Source organism: Cupriavidus phytohabitans (assembly GCF_017815025.1).
Taxonomy (GTDB): domain Bacteria; phylum Pseudomonadota; class Gammaproteobacteria; order Burkholderiales; family Burkholderiaceae; genus Cupriavidus.
Genome location: NZ_JAGIQB010000017.1, coordinates 87,227 through 102,533 on the forward strand (window position 1 = coordinate 87,227; position 15,307 = coordinate 102,533).

A 15,307-nucleotide genomic window follows, 5' to 3' on the forward strand; every position below is an offset into this window, starting at 1 on the left:
GAGCGGCTAAGCGCGGTTCTCGCCGAGCGTATCGAGCAGGCGCGTCAGCGCGTCAAGATCGGCGGGCTTGACCAGGTGCTGGTCGAAGCCCGCTTCCATTGCGCGGCGACGGTCCTCGGGCTGGCCGAAGCCGGTCAAGGCGACCAGCGTGGCGCCGCGCATCTCGGGCAGCGCGCGCAGCCGGCGCGCGGTTTCGAAGCCGTCCATGGCCGGCATGCCGAGATCCAGCAGCACTACTTCCGGGCGTGCGGCGCTGGCGCGCGCGACAGCGGTGGGCCCGTCCGGCGCGGTCACCACGGTGTGGCCCATGGTCTGCAGCGTCATGGTCATGGCTTCGAGCGCGTCGGCGTTGTCGTCCACCACCATGATCCGCCGCGGCACGCCGCTGTACGCCGAGGACTTGCCGGTGCCGGGATGCCACTTGTGCCACGGCTCGACCGGCAGCGTGACGGTGAAAGTGCTGCCCTGGCCGGGGCCGGGACTGTCGGCGCGGATCGTGCCGCCATGCAGCACGACCAGTTTCTGCACCAGCGTCAGGCCGATGCCTGGTCCGTCGTGGGGGAACGCGTTGCGCGGCGCCGTGCCATCGTCGACGTAGCCGTTGTCTTTGCCTGCATGTTCACCGGCGGGATCGTGAGGGGCCAGCGGGTCGAACAGGAGCCGCTGCAGCGACTCGGACAGTCCGGTGCCGTTGTCGCGCACACGCACCGTGACGTAGCCGCCGGCGGAATCACTGGCGGACTGGCCGGCCGGATCCTGGTCGAGCGTGGCGTCGAGCGCGATCTGGCCGCCCGGGGGCGTGTAGGCGGCGGCGTTGTGCAGCAGGTTGCAGAAGATCTGCGTCAGCCGCACCAGGTCGCCGCGCACCGGCAGCGGTTGCTCGGGCAGCGACAGGCGCAGCGTGTGGCCGTAGGCATCGAGCTCCGGCCGCACGGCTTCGACCGCGGTATTGAGCGCGGCACGCAGCTCTACCAGATCCTGGCGAAGCGTGATGCGGCCCTGGTTGAAGCGCGAAATATCGAGCAGCTCGTCGACCAGCCGGGTCAGGTGGTGCAGCTGGCGGCCGATGATGTCGCGCGCCCGGAACATGTCCTCGCGCGAAGGCGACAGCTGCTGCAGCATGTCGGCCGCGCTGCGCAGCGGTGCGAGCGGGTTGCGCAACTCATGCGCCAGCATGGCCAGGAACTGGTCCTTGCGCCGCTCCTCGTCGTGCAGCGTGCGTCCCGCGCGGTTCTGCAGTGTGACGTCCTGGCAGATGCCGGCAATGCGCAGCGGCCGGGCATTGCCGGTCTCGTCGCGCGCGGCCTGACCCTTGCCGTGCACGGGGAAGGCGCGCGCGCGGATCTCGCGCAGCTGCCCGTCTGGCCGCGTCATCTGGAATTCGATATCCATGCGGCCGTCGCTCAGCATGCTGGCGAGAGCGGCCTCGACGCGCGGGCGGTCGGCCGGGGCCAGGCGGTCCAGGCAGCGGCGCGGGTCTTCCATCAGGTCTTTTGCGGAATGGCCCCACAGCGCTTCGAACGAAGGGCTGACGAACAGCAGCCGCCGCGCGGCGGGATCGAGGATCCAGACCACGTCGGCCAGCGACTCCGCCAGCTGGCGGAACAGGTCCTCATTGTCGTGCAGTGCCTGCGTGGTGCGGTGGTAGGCATCTTCCGCCCCGCGCAGCCGCAGCAGCGCCTGGATGCTCGACAGGACTTCCTCGGGCTCGGCTGGTTCGACCAGGTAGCCGTCGGCGCCGCAATTCAGCGCCTCGACCCGCTGGCGCGCCTGGGCCACGCCCGGCGAGGTCAGCAGCACCAGGGTGCGTGCGATCTGGGGATCGTCCTTGATCAGCCGGCACACCTCCAGTCCACTGATATCGGGCAGGCGCGACGACAGCAGCACCAGCGCGGGCGCATGCTGGCGCACCAGCGCCAGTGCCGACTGGCCGGTGGCCGCCTCGATCACGGAGAACTCGCCGCGATGCAGGATGCGGCTCTTGACGTAGCGCGGGCCTTCGCGATCCTCGACGTTGAGGATCAGCGGGGCGCGCTCGGCTTGCGGGCGCATGGCGTCACGCTGACGGGCGCTTTCGCGCACGTCCGCAGCCGATCACGCTCGCGCAGGCGCGCGGCGGGTTCGGAAACAGGTAAAAGCGCACCGGCGGCGTGCCCTCGGGTGTAAATCTTGCCACGCCCGGTGACGCCTCGGTTGCAGTTATTACATGTGCGCGGAAGTGATCCATTGCCTTCCCCCTTGTAGCGGCTTTATCCACGGGCTCTCGATGAGGCCTTTTCGCTTCGCAGTGGCAAGAGGCATGCCGGCACCCGGGGCGCGGCCGGGCTTCAGCGGCGCTCGGCCTCGCCGCTGTGGGCCTCGGCGCTCGGCGAGGTGCCGCCGTGCGGGCCGGTCGAGCGAGGGGCTTCGGCGGATTTTTGCGAAACCTTGCCCGGCTCGGTGGCGCCTGCTGCGGTGGCGCCCTTGCCGAAGCGCGTGGCCAGCTGGTCTTGCACGCGAGCCAGGGCTTCGGCCTGTTGCTTGGCCGCTTCCGCCTCCTTGGCCTTCTTGGCTTCGGCGGCCTGCTGCTGCTCGGGCGTGGGTGCGGGCAGGCGCGCCTGCACCGGCGCGGCTGCGAACGACAGCATCGCGCAGGACACCAGCAGGCTGTGCAGCGCGCGCCGGTTGCGCGGCGCGCCGGTCCTGGCGCCACCACCGGCAGCGCGGATCGTACCGGGAATGCTGAGGTGGATCATGGCAGTCTCTCCATAGGTCGCGGCCCGGCGCTCACGCCGGCTGTCTATGGAAGGCGGGGCAAGAAATGTGCCGCGAGTGTGTTGCGATGTGGCTCAGCCGGCGCGCCCGAGCCGTGCCGCGGCGCGGGTGATGGCCTGCCGCACGCCGGCATAGCCGGCCCACGGATCGTCGGCCTGCAAGGCCTCGAGCCGCGGGCCCACGTTGGCGACGGTCCATTGCGCCGCGCTCTCCAGCGTATCGAGTTCTTCCCATGAGACCGGGATCGATACGCCCAGCCCTGGCCGCGCGCGTGCCGAGAACGCAGCGACGGTGGTCGCCCCGACACCATTGCGCAGGTAATCGATGAAAATCTTCCCTACGCGGTTGCGCGCGCCACTCTTGGCGACGAAGCGCTGCGGGATGGTGGCGGCGACATGGCGCACGACGTCTTGCGCGAAGTCCTTGACCTCGTCCCAGCCGGCGCTCGGCGTGACCGGCACCGCCACGTGCAGGCCCTTGCCGCCGCTGGTCTTCAGGAAGCTGACCAGGCCAAGCTCGTCGAGCAGTGCCTTCATCAGCGCGGCGGCCTCCTGCATCTGCTCCCAGGGCACGCCTTCGCCGGGGTCAAGGTCGAAGATGATGCGGTTGGGCCGGTCGATGCTGCGCTTGCTGGCGTTCCAGGTGTGGAACTCGACCACGTTGAGCTGGCCCGCCGAGACCAGCGCCTCGGCCGACACGATCTCCAGCAGCGCGGGATGTCCCGGCCAGAGCGACGGGTCCAGGATGTTGATGCCGTCGACGCGCAGCGTGTCGCCATGGCGCTGGAAGAACTGTTCGCCGCCCACGCCGGCAGGGGCGCGCACCATCGCGATCGGGCGGCCGCGCAGGTGCGGCAGCATCAGCGGCGCGGCCTGCTCGTAGTAGCGCACCAGGTCGCCCTTGGTCAGGCCGGAGGCGGTGTCGATCACGCGTTCGGCATGGCTGATCCGGACCTTGCCGTCGAGCGCGGTGGTCCTGGCTGCGCGCTTTGCGGGGGGCTTCGCTGCCGCCTTCTTCGCAGTCTTCGCTGTGGCCTTTTTTCCCTTGCCGGCCGGTGCCGCCGGCGTCTCGACCGACACCGCGCCGGCCGGCTTGTCGGTGCGCAGCCCGTGGAACACGGCATGGCGCACGCGGCCTTCGCGGGTCCAGCTGCCGAACGAAACCTCGGCCACCAGCTTCGGCCGTACCCAGTGCCCCTTCACGCCAGCCGGCACGGTTGCGAACGGCGACTTATCGGCACGCAGCGCCTCAAGCTGCGCGCGCAGTTCGCCGAGCGTGCGCGTGTCGAAGCCGGTGCCGACATTGCCGGCATAGCGCAGCCGGCCCCCGCTGTCGTGCACGCCCAGCAGCAGCGAGCCGATGCCGGTGCGGCTGCCCCTGGGATCGGTAAAGCCTGCCACCACGAACTCCTGGCGCAAGGTGCATTTGAGCTTGATCCAGGTGTTGCTGCGCGTGCTGACGTAGCTGGAATCGGCGCGCTTGCCGATCACGCCTTCGAGCTTCATGCGGCAGGCGGCATCGAGCATCTCGTCGGGGCTGGCTTCGAAGTCCTCGCTGAACTGCAGCCGCGGCGATGTGTTGCCGGCAAAGATATGCCGCAGCAGCGCGCGGCGCTCGGCCAGCGGCACCGTGCGCAGGTCATGGCCGGCATAGAAGGGCAGGTCGAACACGAAGTACTGGATCGCCTCGACGCGCGCCGTATCGAATGCGTTTTGCAAGGCCTGGAAATCGGTCTCGCCATGCTTGCCGAGCACGACGATCTCGCCGTCGAGCCAGCCGTCCGGCAGGCCCAGCGTGCCGACGTCGCGCGCCAGCGCGCGCAGTTTCGCGGTCCAGTCATGGCCCTGGCGCGTGAACAGCCGCACGTCCTTGCCGTCGATGCGCGCCAGCACCCGGTAGCCGTCGAACTTGATCTCATAGCGCCAGGCCGCGGTGTCCGCGGGAGGCTTGTCGACCAGCGTGGCCAGCTGCGGCGCCAGCGCCAGCGGCAATGCCGCGCGCGGCGCACCGGTCGGTGGCTTCAGTGCTTTGGCAGGGGATGTGGCGTTGGCTTTCCCGTGCGATTTCGCACCGGAGTCAGCCTTGCCGGCACGCTTTGCCGCCGGCTTGGCGGAACGGTTGGCACCTTTAGCCTTGCGCGCCGTGCCGCCCAGCACGCTGTCGGGCAGCGCCTCGACCACGTCGAACTCTGCAGCCGGCATCGCGGCGTCGTCGCGCTCCTTGATCAGCAGCCAGGCGTCCTGCTCCTTTTGCCGGCTGCCGTGCATCCGCACCAGCGTCCAGTGGCCATGCAGCTTCTCGCCGCGCAGCTCGAACTTGAGCTTCCCGGCGCGGTAGCCCGCCTCGGCGTCGCCGACCGGCACCCAGGTGCCGCGGTCCCATACGATCACCGTGCCCGCGCCGTAGTGCCCGGCGGGGATGACCCCTTCGAAGCCGGCGTAGTCCATCGGATGGTCTTCGACGTGGACCGCCATGCGCTTGTCGTCCGGATCCAGGCTTGGGCCCTTGGGTACCGCCCAGCTTTTCAGCGTGCCGCCGAGTTCGAGCCGGAAGTCGTAGTGCAGCCGCCGCGCCGCGTGCTTCTGGATCACGAACGACAGCTCGCCGGCGCGCTTGCGGGCGGCGGCACCGCTGGGCTCGGGCGTGGCGCCGAAGTCGCGCATGCGGCGGTATTTGTCCAGCGCGGCGCTGGCCGTGCCGCGCTTGCGCGCCGCTGCTCCGCTCTTGCGTGCCGCCGGCGGAGAGCCCTTGCGGGCAGGCCTGCCGCTGCGCGCGGTCGTACGCTTTGCCGCCGTGCGGCTGTCGCCGGAATCCTGTCGCGTCGTCTTGGCCATGGCTGTCGGCGGTTGGGGAAGATGCATCCAGCTTAGGCAGCACATGGCGCTGCCGAAATCGGCGCCAGTCCTACAGCGGGACAGGATGGCGCCGTGACGGCTCACGCACGGCAGCGTGCGCTGGCCGGCATGTGGTTCTTACCGGACGTTGTAATTCTGCCGCGCGACCGCGCGGCCCTCGCGCGCGCGCGGGCCGGCGCGCATGGGAACGCAATTTGCGAGCCTCCAATTTGCGAGGGCTCATTTGCGAGCTTGACTGGCGATGAACCATTGCTACGTCCGGCGCAGTGCCGGGACCATCCCGAGGAGGAAGCGGCAGATGAAACCAACCCTGAAGAAGATCGGCTCGCAGGTGATCGTTCTGACCGGCGCCACCAGCGGCGTGGGACTGGTCACCGCGCGCAAGGCCGCCGCGCGGGGTGCGCGGCTGGTGCTTGTGGCGCGCAGCGATGATTCGCTGCACAAGCTGGCCGAAGAGCTGCGCGAGCAGGGCGCCGAAGTCATCACTGTCACCGCCGATGTGGGCCGGCACGAAGACGTCGCCAAGGTCGCGCATGCCGCGATCGAGCGCTTCGGCGGCTTCGACACATGGATCAATAACGCCGGCGTGACGATCTTCGGCCGCCACGGCGACGTGCCGCTGGAAGACCAGCGGCGCCTGTTCGACACCAACTACTGGGGCACCGTCCACGGCTCGCTGGCGGCAGCCGCGCACCTGCGCGAATGCGGCGGCGCCATCATCAACATGGGCAGCGAGGCCTGTGACGGACCGCTGCCGCTGCAGAGCGCGTACGTGGCTTCGCAGCATGCGATCAAGGGCTTTACCGATTCGCTGCGGCTGGAACTGGAACAGGAACAGGCGCCGGTCAGCATCACGCTGATCAAGCCCGCCGGCCTGGAAACGCCGCTGGCCATGCATGCCAAGAACTTCCTCGACGTCGAGCCGCGCCTGCCGCCGCCGCTGTACGATCCGGCGCTGGCCGCCGATGCGATCCTGTTCGCCGCCGAGAACCCGCGCCGCGATCTCTTCGTCGGCGGCGCGGCCAAGGCCTTCTCCGCCGCGGCGTACCACACGCCGCATGCCTTTGACCGGTTCATGCGCCGCTTCATGGGCCGTGCCCAGCAGACGCGCCACCCGGCGGGCCCGCTCGAGGACAACACGCTGTACGGCAGCGGCAGCGGGCTCCAGGAGCGCAGCGGCACGCGGACCGCGCTCCGGTCGTGCCCCTATACGACCACGGCACGGCATCCGGTGCTGGCCACCGCACTGGTGGTCGGCGCGTCCGCCGCGTTGGCGGCGGTGGTGCAGATGCGCCGGGGGCGCTGACGCTAGCTCTGCGGCCTGTCACGGCCACACCGGCAAGCAGAGGCGCGTGACGTGCGCTGCGGTCGCGATGGATGCCACGAAGACCTATCATGGTTGGGATGCCCGCCCACTGGCGGGCATTTGGCCGTGCAGTACGCGTACCGCATGCCGGACGCCGCATCCGTCGTACTGAACGGCTTGCCATGTTCGTCCACTACCACATAGGGTTTGTCCATGTCGGAGCCGCAAGCGGCAAAAAGTGCCCGCGCGCCACATCTGGCAGAGGCGGGAGGCGTCCTCGTCAGGCAAGCCGGCCAGCCCATCGCTGAGCAATACCGGCGCATGCTGGACGCGCTCGAGGACGCGGCGGTGTTCGAAACCGATGCAGAGGGCCTCATCGTGGCATGGCCCGACGCCGCGCAGCGCGTATTCGGCTACCGCGCCGAAGACATCGCCGGCCGCCATTTCTCCTGCCTGCACCGCGCCGACGATGTCGCCGCCGGCTTGCCGCTGCAGTGGCAGCAGGCCGCGGCGCGGGCCGGCAGCGCGCGCGACCGGGGCTGGCGCGTGCGCCGCGACGGCAGCCAGTTGCAGGCCGCCTGTGTCATGCATGCGAGCGCCGGTGGCTTCGTGGTGGCTTGCCGCGATATCACCGTGCAGGAAGCCGCGTCCGAGCACGCCCGCCTGGCCGAGTCGCGCCTGCAGCTGCTGGCCGACAACCTGCCCGGCACCGCGGTCTGCGAACTGGACCTGGATGGCACCATCCGCAGCTGGAACGCCGGCGCGCAGGCCGTGACCGGATACGAGGCGGCCGACGCGATCGGCAAGCCGCTGGCGTTGCTGTACACCGGGCCGGATGCCGCGGCGGGGCGCGACCGCGCGGCGCTCGAAGCCGCGCGCGCCTGCGGACAGTGGGCCGGCGACGAGCGCCTGGCACGCCAGGATGGCGCGATCGTGCGCTGCCAGACCCGCATGGTGCTGGTGCGCGATGCCGCGGGCTGCCCGGCCGGGTTGCTCTGGACCGCGCGCGACATCAGCGACGCACTGCGCCTGGAGCTGCTCGAATCGGGCAACCGGCGCCTGCAGTCCTTCCTTGGCATCCTCGGGCACGAACTGCGCAACCCGCTGGCGCCGGTGCGCAATGCGGTCGAGGTGATCGCGCTGACGCCGGACGCCGGTGCCCGCATCCGGCATTGCGCCGCGATCATCGAGCGGCAGCTGCGCCAGCTCGAGCGGCTGGTCAACGACCTGCTCGATGTCGGCCGCGTGACCGCGGGCAAGATGAGGATGGAGCTGACGCCGACCTCCTACAACGACGTGGTCAGCACCAGCCTGGAGGCAATCCGCCCGGTGCTCGATGCCGCTGGCCAGCAACTGGTGGCGGAGCTGCCCGCGGCGTCGCCCTACGTGCGCGCTGACGCCAACCGGCTCGGACAGGTGCTGCTGAACCTGCTCAGCAACGCCACCAAGTACACTCCGCGCGGCGGCACTGTCAGCGTGCGGGTCCACGTCGAGCCGGCACGCGTGGTGACACTCATCTCCGATACCGGCCGTGGCCTGCCGCCGGCGGCGCTGGACCGGATCTTCAACCTGTTCTCGCAGGAAGCCGAGGCCGGCAGCCGCAGCGGGCTCGGCGTCGGGCTGGCGCTGGCCAAGGCCGTGGTCGAAGCGCACGGCGGCGCGATCCAGGCCGACAGCGCCGGGCCCGGCCAGGGCAGCACCTTCACCGTGATCCTGCCGCGCGCCGGCGCGCCGCGCCGCGAAGCAGCCGCGCCGGCATCGGGAACGCCGCCGCGGCGGCGCGTGCTGGTGGTCGACGACAATGCGGATTCGGCTGACAGCATGGCCGAACTGCTGAACATGCTCGGCCACGACGCGCGCGCGGCCTATGGCGGCCATCAGGCGCTGGCGCTGGCTGGCAGCTTCCGCCCGGACTGCGTGCTGCTGGATCTGGAGATGCCCGACATGTCGGGTTATGAAGTCCTGCAGGCGCTGCGCCAGACCTGCGCCGCGGAGGTGCGCTTCCTGGCGCTGACCGGGCGCGGCACCCCGGAGGACCATCGGCGCAGCGAGATGGCCGGCTTCCATGGGCACCTGACCAAGCCGCTGGCGATCGACGCGCTGTTGCGCGCGCTGGCCGATCCGACCGGCGCGCCGCGGTCTCAGAGCGACCGGTAAGCGTCCAGCCGGTTGTACAGCGTTTTCAGGCTGATGCCGAGGGCGCGCGCCGCCTGGCGCTTGTCGCCGTCGAAGCGCGCCAGCGTGGCCATGATGATCTCGCGCTGGGTATCGGCCAGCGTGGTGCCCACGCGCACGTTGACCACGCCATCCACCGTGGTGGGCCGCGGCGGCTGCGTGGCCAGGTTGGGATTGCCGATCTCCACCACCTTGTCGGCGAGGATAAAGGCGCGGTAGACCGCGTTCTTCAGTTCGCGCACGTTGCCCGGCCAGTCATAGCGCACCAGCCGGTCGAGGGACGCGGCCGAGAAGGCCTTGTCGCTGTGTTCCATCGCGTTGTATTCGGCGAGGAAGTGCCGCGCCAGCGGCACGATATCGTCCGGGCGCTCGCGCAGCGGCGGGATATGCAGCGGAAACACGGCCAGCCGGTACAGCAGGTCTTCGCGCAGCTGGCCGGTGCGCACAGCGTCGACCGGGTCGCGGTTGGTCGCGGCCAGGATGCGCACGTCGGTGACGATCAGCGTATCGCCGCCGACGCGGTGGAAGGTGCGGCTTTCCAGAACCCGCAACAATTTGATCTGCATCTCGAGCGGCATTTCGGTGACTTCGTCCAGGAACAGGGTGCCGCCCTGCGCCTGCTCGAAGTACCCCGCCTTCTGCTCGATCGCGCCGGTAAAACCGCCTTTCTCGTGCCCGAACAGCTCCGACTCGATCAGCGTCGGCTGGATCGCGCCGCAATTGACGGCGATGAAGGGGCCGTTGCGCCGCGCGCTGCGCTCATGCACGGCGCGCGCCACCACTTCCTTGCCCGAGCCGCTTTCCCCCACTGCCAGCATGGTGACATCGGTCGGCGCCACCCGCTCCACCTGGGCCATCAGGCGCTGCATGGCCGGCGCGGTGCTTTCCCACAGCAGCGAGACCTGCGAGGGCACGGCACGGCGCGGCGCGCCTTCACCGGGCGCAGGGGAAAGCGTGGCCTGGCGGGGTGAGGCGGTGACGGCGGCGCTGCGCCGGGGAGGCGTGGTGGTCACTGGCACGATCGAAGGCAGGGCTTGGCGAGCTTGTCGTGTGAGGGTGGGGAGTTCCTATGCTAGCCTTTGCCACGGGGCCTTGCCATAGCCGCGCGATCCTGCGCGGAAAGTTCCGACACCTGTGTCAGACAGACACCGGCAACCACGGCGCCAGGCCCCGCTTAGACTTGCATTACGCAGTGGACTGGCAGTACGCAGCCGGAACCGTGCCGCCCCTGTCCTGAACTGCCCGGCATGCCTGCCTGGCCGCGCTTCGCATGGCGCGCGGCGGCGGCTGCGGTACCTGGCGCCGGGCGGGCAATCGGGGCAGGCGTCTTTGCCGGTTCCGCAGGAGTTTCCATTAAGTCTCACTGACGGATCGTATGCCCCACATCCTGATTGTTGATGACGATGAGAACGCATGTGCCGCGCTGGCGGAGATCGTCGCCATGGAAGGTTTCACTTCCGCCACCGCCGGCAGCCTGCGCGAAGCCCGGCTGCAGTTCGGCTGGCACATGCCTGACGCGATAGTCGCCGACCTGCGCCTGCCCGACGGCAACGGCATGGAGCTGTTCGACGAGGTCGGCGCGTCCGGCGTGGAAGTGATCCTGACCACCGGCTATGCCAGCGTCGAAAGCGCGGTCGAGGCGCTGCGCGCCGGCGCTACCGACTACCTGGTCAAGCCGATCAACGTGGCGCGGCTGCAGACCGTGCTCAAGCGCCTGGCCACCACCGGCGAGCTGCGCGCCGAAATCCATTCGCTGCGCGGCGAACTGCGCCGCTACGGCCGCTTTGGCCGGCTGATGGGCAGTTCGGAAGTGATGCAGGCGGTCTATGACCAGCTCGCGCGCGTGGCGCCCACCGAGGCCACGGTGCTGCTGATCGGCGAAAGCGGCACCGGCAAGGAGCTGGCCGCGCAGACCGTGCATGAGCTGTCATCGCGGCGCCGCCAGCCCTTCCTCGCGGTCAATTGCGGCGCGATCTCACCCACGCTGATCGAGAGCGAGATGTTCGGCCACGAGCGCGGCAGCTTTACCGGCGCCGACCGCCAGCACAAGGGCTACTTCGAGCGCGCCGACGGCGGCACGCTGTTCCTCGACGAAATCACCGAGATGCCGGCCGAGTTGCAGGTCAAGCTGCTGCGCGTGCTGGAAACCGGCACCTTCATGCGCGTAGGCACCAACCGCGAATGCCATGCCGACGTGCGCGTGCTGGCCGCCACCAACCGCAACCCGGAAGAGGCTGTGGCCGACGGCAAGCTGCGCGCCGACCTGTTCCACCGCCTCAATGTGTTCCCGGTGGAACTGCCGCCGCTGCGCGCGCGCGGCGACGACGTGATCCAGATCGCCAACCTGATGCTGGACCAGCTCAATGGCGAGCAGGGCACACAGCGGCGCTTCGCCCCCAGCGTGCTCGACAGCCTGCGCCTGCATGCCTGGCCGGGCAATGTGCGCGAGCTGCGCAATTTCGTGCAGCGCGCTTTTATCATGGCCGACGAGGACCTCATCACCGAGGTGCAGGTGCCGCTGCAGGTGGCGGCCACGCAGGCCCCCGGCGCGGCGGTGGTATCGGTGCCGGTGGGCATGTCGCTGGCCGACGCCGACCGCCAGCTGATCTTCGCCACGCTGGAGCAGTGCGCCGGCGTCAAGAAGCATGCCGCCGAGATCCTTGGTATCAGCTTGAAGACTTTGTACAACCGGCTGGAAGATTATGCCGCCCGCGGGGAGCTGCCCGAGTGGCTGCGCGCCTCGCGCAACGACACGGGATCGTCGGCGACCGGTTGACTGGCCGGGGATGCCATGCGGGCCGGCCTCCCAGCGCTGCGTGCAGCACGTTTCTTGCTTCCAGGCCAAGCAGCCAACCTGGCCGACCAGACGCCAATCCGACCATGATGCAACCGCAGCCGCCGTCCAGCCAGCCGGACGTTCCTGACGATCATTCCGCGGACGTGGCCGCCGGCGCGGATTCCGCCGACGCGGCCGTGGTGCGCGCGGTGCAGGAAGTCAGTACGCTGATCGAGCAGTCTGCTCATGACCTGCGCTCATCGCTCAATGCCATCCAGAGCTGGGCCTACGTGCTGGACCGCGCTTTCGATACGGCGCCGGCCCCGGCGCAGCGCGCGCTCGACGGGATTCGCGCCGGCACCCAGCAGCAGCTGGCGCTGATCGAGGAAATGGAGGAATCGGTGCGCCTGCTGGCCGACGAGCGCGCGCCGAGCTGGCAGCGCGTCGACCTGCTCGATGCCGCCACGCAGGCCATTGCCGACCGCCGTCCGGCCGCCGAGGCGCGAGGGGTGCTGCTGGCCCCCGTCACCACCGACGGCGCGGGGGATGGCGCGTATGGCATCGACGGCGATGCGACCCGCCTCAGCCCGTTGCTGCGGCACCTGCTGGTGCACTGCATCTGGCGCGCGCCCGCGGGGGGCTCGGTGGCATTGCATCTGTTCGGCGAGCCCGCCCACGTGAAGCTGCGCATCACCGAGAGCCCGCCGCTGGACCAGCAGCGCAGCGCGAGCCGGCTGGCGGCGCTGACCGACTTCTTCGGCCGCCGCGCCGCGGCCGATGGTGCCACACAGGCGCGGCAGAGCACCGCGCTGCTGCTCACGCGGCGCATGGTCGAGATGCATGGCGCCATGCTCAGCGCCGAAAGCGACGGCTGCCAAACGGACAAGGTCAGCGTCTGCATCGCCGTCAGGTTCCCGCGCCAGCCACGTATGGCGTGACAGCGCGCATTGCGCGCGCCTTCCATCCTTTGCTTGACGATGTAGTTTTTACCGGCATGTCCGGCGCGGCGCGCATTGGCCGGGCGCCGGCGGCGCGCCCAGCGTGGCGCCCGGCGGGCAGGTAGCGCGCGGCGGTTCGGCCCGGCCAGTCTGGCCCGGCCTTTGCATGGGTAAGTCACTCAACCAAGGAGGGAACAACCATGCCTAAAGCCAGCCGCAAGTCCGACAAGGCCGCGCAGGTTGCCCACAAGCCGTCCGGCGCGAAATCCTCGGCATCCACCGCAAGGTCCTCGGCCAAGCCTGGCGCGCGATCGGCCACCAAGCCAGCCGCGAAGCCGGCCGCGAAGCCTGCTGCAAAGACTGCGACCAGGGCCACGGCGAAACCAGCGGCCAAGCCGGCAGCGAAGCCCGCGGCCAAGCCTGCTGCCAAGGCCGCCAAGCCAGCCGCCAAGCCCGCTGCAAAGCCAGCCGCCAAGCCTGCTGCAAAGACCGCCACAAAGACCACGGCCCGCCCCGCAGCCAAGACCGCCGCGAAGGCTGACAAGCCGCAGGCGATGCGCGCCAGCGCCGCCTCCGACAAGCCCCAGCGCGGCAAGGAAGCCAGGACTTACCAGGCCGCCGTCGACGACTCCCTGGAGATGACCTTCCCGGCCAGCGACCCGATCTCGCCAAGCGCCGCCATGCACGCCGAAAGGAAGACGCAGACCGCGCGCGACGACGTCGACTGGAAGCTCAAGCGCGGCAGCGAGCAGCAGCCCGTGGGGGCCAAGCCGGCGGGCCAGCGCAAGGGCAGCGTGCGCGGCCGCTAGCGTAGCCGATGCGCGATTCCGATCAACAAGAAATGGAGCCAGCATGACCGCTATCGTCGCAGGTCGATTCGATAGTTTCAGTACCGCCGAATCCGTCGCCAGCCGCCTCAAGGCACGCGGTTTCGCGGACCAGGACCTCAGCTTGTTCTACGTCAATCCGCCCGGGCAGCACGCCGCTTACGCGGTGGGTGGAGACCACGCAGCCGATGCCGGCGCGCGCAAGTCCGGCGCCGGTGCCATTGCCGGCGTGGTGATCGGCGCCGCGGCGGGCGCTGCCGTGGGCGCGATGCTGGTGTCGGCGCTCTCAGCCGTGCCGCCGTTGTCGATCCTTGTGCTGGTCTTTGCCGTGGGCCTGGGCGCGTACCTCGGCTCGCTCGCGGGCGCGCTGGCGCTGGCGCGCGATGGGCGCCGCGATCCGGTGACCGGCCAGCCGCCGGTGCGCAATGCCGGCGTGCTGCTGGCCGCGCACGTTCCCAGCGGCGATACCGCCGCGGTGGCGGACCTGCTGCGCCAGGAAGGCGCCAAGGACGTGGAGCGCGCCGACGGGCAATGGCTCGACGGCCGCTGGATGGATTTCGACCCGCTGGTGCCGCCGGTGCCGGCGGACGCGCGCCGCCAGGCACGGGGCATCCGGCCCCGCACCGAATGACTTTCTGCAGCGACTTGTTAACCCAAAACGGAGGTGTCCATGACCCCAGTCCAACCTGAATCCCCCGGCGAACAGCCGCGCGGCGCATCGATCGTCGGCGGCATCGACCGCGATTCCCCGGGCCCCGGCCCGTTCGTGATGGCCGCCGATACGCTCGAGGGCAACAAGGTGGTCGACCCGGCGGGCGACGACATCGGAACCATCGACCACATCATGATCGATGTCCTTGGCGGCCGCGTTGCGTATGCGGTGCTGGCCATGGGCGGCTTCCTCGGCATCGGCGAGAAGCTCTTTGCATTGCCGTGGTCCGCGCTCACGCTCGACACGCGCCGCAAGTGCTTCGTGCTCGGCGTCGAGAAAGACCGGCTCAAGGCCGCGCCCGGGTTTGACAAGGACCACTGGCCGAGCATGGCCGATTCGCAGTGGGCTACCAGCATTCACCAGTACTACGGCATTTCGCCGTATTGGGAAGCGGACCGCTACGATCCGTGGGGCTGAGGCGGGCTGAAGCGGACTGAGCGAGGGAGACAGCGCCGTGAGCCAGTGAGCGATGAACGAGGCGCCGGATCCGATCCGGCGCTTCCATTTTTTGGGAGTCAGACCTTGTGGTTGATCTGTCCGTACGGGCGCTGCGATGGGTCGGCTTGCATGCCGCTGTCTTCGGGCTGCGCCGGTGCCGCCTGTGGCCCTTCATGGCGCAGCGACAGCGCGTTGTGCACGCCGAGCACGCCGGCGCTGACGGCCGCGGCTTTCTCGATGCGCTGCGCGGTGTCGGCATCCTCCACGCAGCCCCGCACGGTGACCCGGCGATCCGCGACTTCGAGCGTCACGCCCTCGGGAAAGCGGCCGTCGAATGCCGCGGCGATCTCGGCGCGCACTGCCACGCGCAGCGCTTCGTCGTCGTCGGATGGGGAAGGGGCGTTCTGGTTCATTTCGGCTCCTCGACAGAAAAACCCTGTCCGGTGCAAGAACCATTCCCGCGCAAGCGGCCACCGGCATGCGCGCCGCACGCTGCAGGAACGCGAGCCGTGTGCCGCGGGCTGCC

Annotated in this window: 12 protein-coding genes; 7 read left to right on the forward strand and 5 right to left on the reverse strand. The window is 69.8% G+C overall.

All coding sequences use genetic code 11. The features are described 5' to 3' along the window. Nucleotides 1-6 precede the first annotated feature (6 nt). The 3 genes from J8I34_RS14165 to ligD all read right to left on the reverse strand — a co-directional run bounded on the left by J8I34_RS14165 (nucleotide 7) and on the right by ligD (nucleotide 5,588). Nucleotides 7-2,052 carry a hybrid sensor histidine kinase/response regulator gene (locus J8I34_RS14165; protein WP_209806302.1) on the reverse strand — a complete coding sequence of 682 codons (2,046 nt, stop codon included), beginning with the start codon at nucleotides 2,050-2,052 and terminating at the stop codon, nucleotides 7-9. 275 nt (nucleotides 2,053-2,327) lie between these two features. Further along, entirely contained in the window at nucleotides 2,328-2,735 is a 408-nt protein-coding gene (locus J8I34_RS14170; RefSeq protein WP_029045292.1) for a hypothetical protein, read from the reverse strand. A 93-nt stretch (nucleotides 2,736-2,828) separates the two neighbouring features. Next, the gene (gene ligD, locus J8I34_RS14175; protein WP_209806303.1) at nucleotides 2,829-5,588 is read right to left on the reverse strand and encodes a DNA ligase D; all 2,760 of its coding nucleotides are present in this window, start codon (nucleotides 5,586-5,588) and stop codon (nucleotides 2,829-2,831) included. A 319-nt stretch (nucleotides 5,589-5,907) separates the two neighbouring features. Between ligD and J8I34_RS14180 the strand changes: the two genes are divergently transcribed. After that, nucleotides 5,908-6,915 (forward strand): SDR family oxidoreductase, encoded by a 1,008-nt coding sequence (locus tag J8I34_RS14180; RefSeq protein ID WP_029045294.1) that lies wholly within the window; start codon nucleotides 5,908-5,910, stop codon nucleotides 6,913-6,915. Nucleotides 6,916-7,128: 213 nt separating this feature from the next. Beyond that, entirely contained in the window at nucleotides 7,129-9,072 is a 1,944-nt protein-coding gene (locus tag J8I34_RS14185) for a hybrid sensor histidine kinase/response regulator (protein WP_209806304.1), read from the forward strand. On the opposite strand, the gene J8I34_RS14190 is transcribed toward J8I34_RS14185, so the two are convergent. Further along, a complete protein-coding gene (locus J8I34_RS14190) occupies nucleotides 9,057-10,109 on the reverse strand; it encodes a sigma-54 interaction domain-containing protein (RefSeq protein WP_209771083.1) in 1,053 nt (350 codons plus the stop codon). The genes J8I34_RS14185 and J8I34_RS14190 overlap by 16 nt on opposite strands. A gap of 356 nt (nucleotides 10,110-10,465) precedes the next feature. Between J8I34_RS14190 and J8I34_RS14195 the strand changes: the two genes are divergently transcribed. From J8I34_RS14195 to J8I34_RS14215, 5 genes are all read left to right on the forward strand, one after another. Further along, nucleotides 10,466-11,866 carry a sigma-54-dependent transcriptional regulator gene (locus J8I34_RS14195; protein WP_029045297.1) on the forward strand — a complete coding sequence of 467 codons (1,401 nt, stop codon included), beginning with the start codon at nucleotides 10,466-10,468 and terminating at the stop codon, nucleotides 11,864-11,866. 104 nt (nucleotides 11,867-11,970) lie between these two features. Beyond that, nucleotides 11,971-12,804, forward strand: coding sequence for a sensor histidine kinase (locus J8I34_RS14200; RefSeq protein WP_245175932.1), 834 nt, complete (start codon nucleotides 11,971-11,973; stop codon nucleotides 12,802-12,804). Nucleotides 12,805-13,004: 200 nt separating this feature from the next. Further along, the gene (locus J8I34_RS14205; RefSeq protein WP_209806305.1) at nucleotides 13,005-13,613 is read left to right on the forward strand and encodes a hypothetical protein; all 609 of its coding nucleotides are present in this window, start codon (nucleotides 13,005-13,007) and stop codon (nucleotides 13,611-13,613) included. Nucleotides 13,614-13,656: 43 nt separating this feature from the next. Then, nucleotides 13,657-14,262 (forward strand): hypothetical protein, encoded by a 606-nt coding sequence (locus J8I34_RS14210; RefSeq protein WP_209771089.1) that lies wholly within the window; start codon nucleotides 13,657-13,659, stop codon nucleotides 14,260-14,262. Nucleotides 14,263-14,301: 39 nt separating this feature from the next. Next, nucleotides 14,302-14,760, forward strand: a complete 459-nt coding sequence (locus J8I34_RS14215; protein WP_029045299.1) for a PRC-barrel domain-containing protein — start codon at nucleotides 14,302-14,304, stop codon at nucleotides 14,758-14,760. 98 nt (nucleotides 14,761-14,858) lie between these two features. Here the strand turns inward: J8I34_RS14215 and J8I34_RS14220 are convergent, their stop codons facing one another. Continuing rightward, complete coding sequence (locus J8I34_RS14220) at nucleotides 14,859-15,194, reverse strand: BON domain-containing protein (protein WP_029045300.1); 336 nt, start codon at nucleotides 15,192-15,194, stop codon at nucleotides 14,859-14,861. Nucleotides 15,195-15,307: the final 113 nt, after the last annotated feature.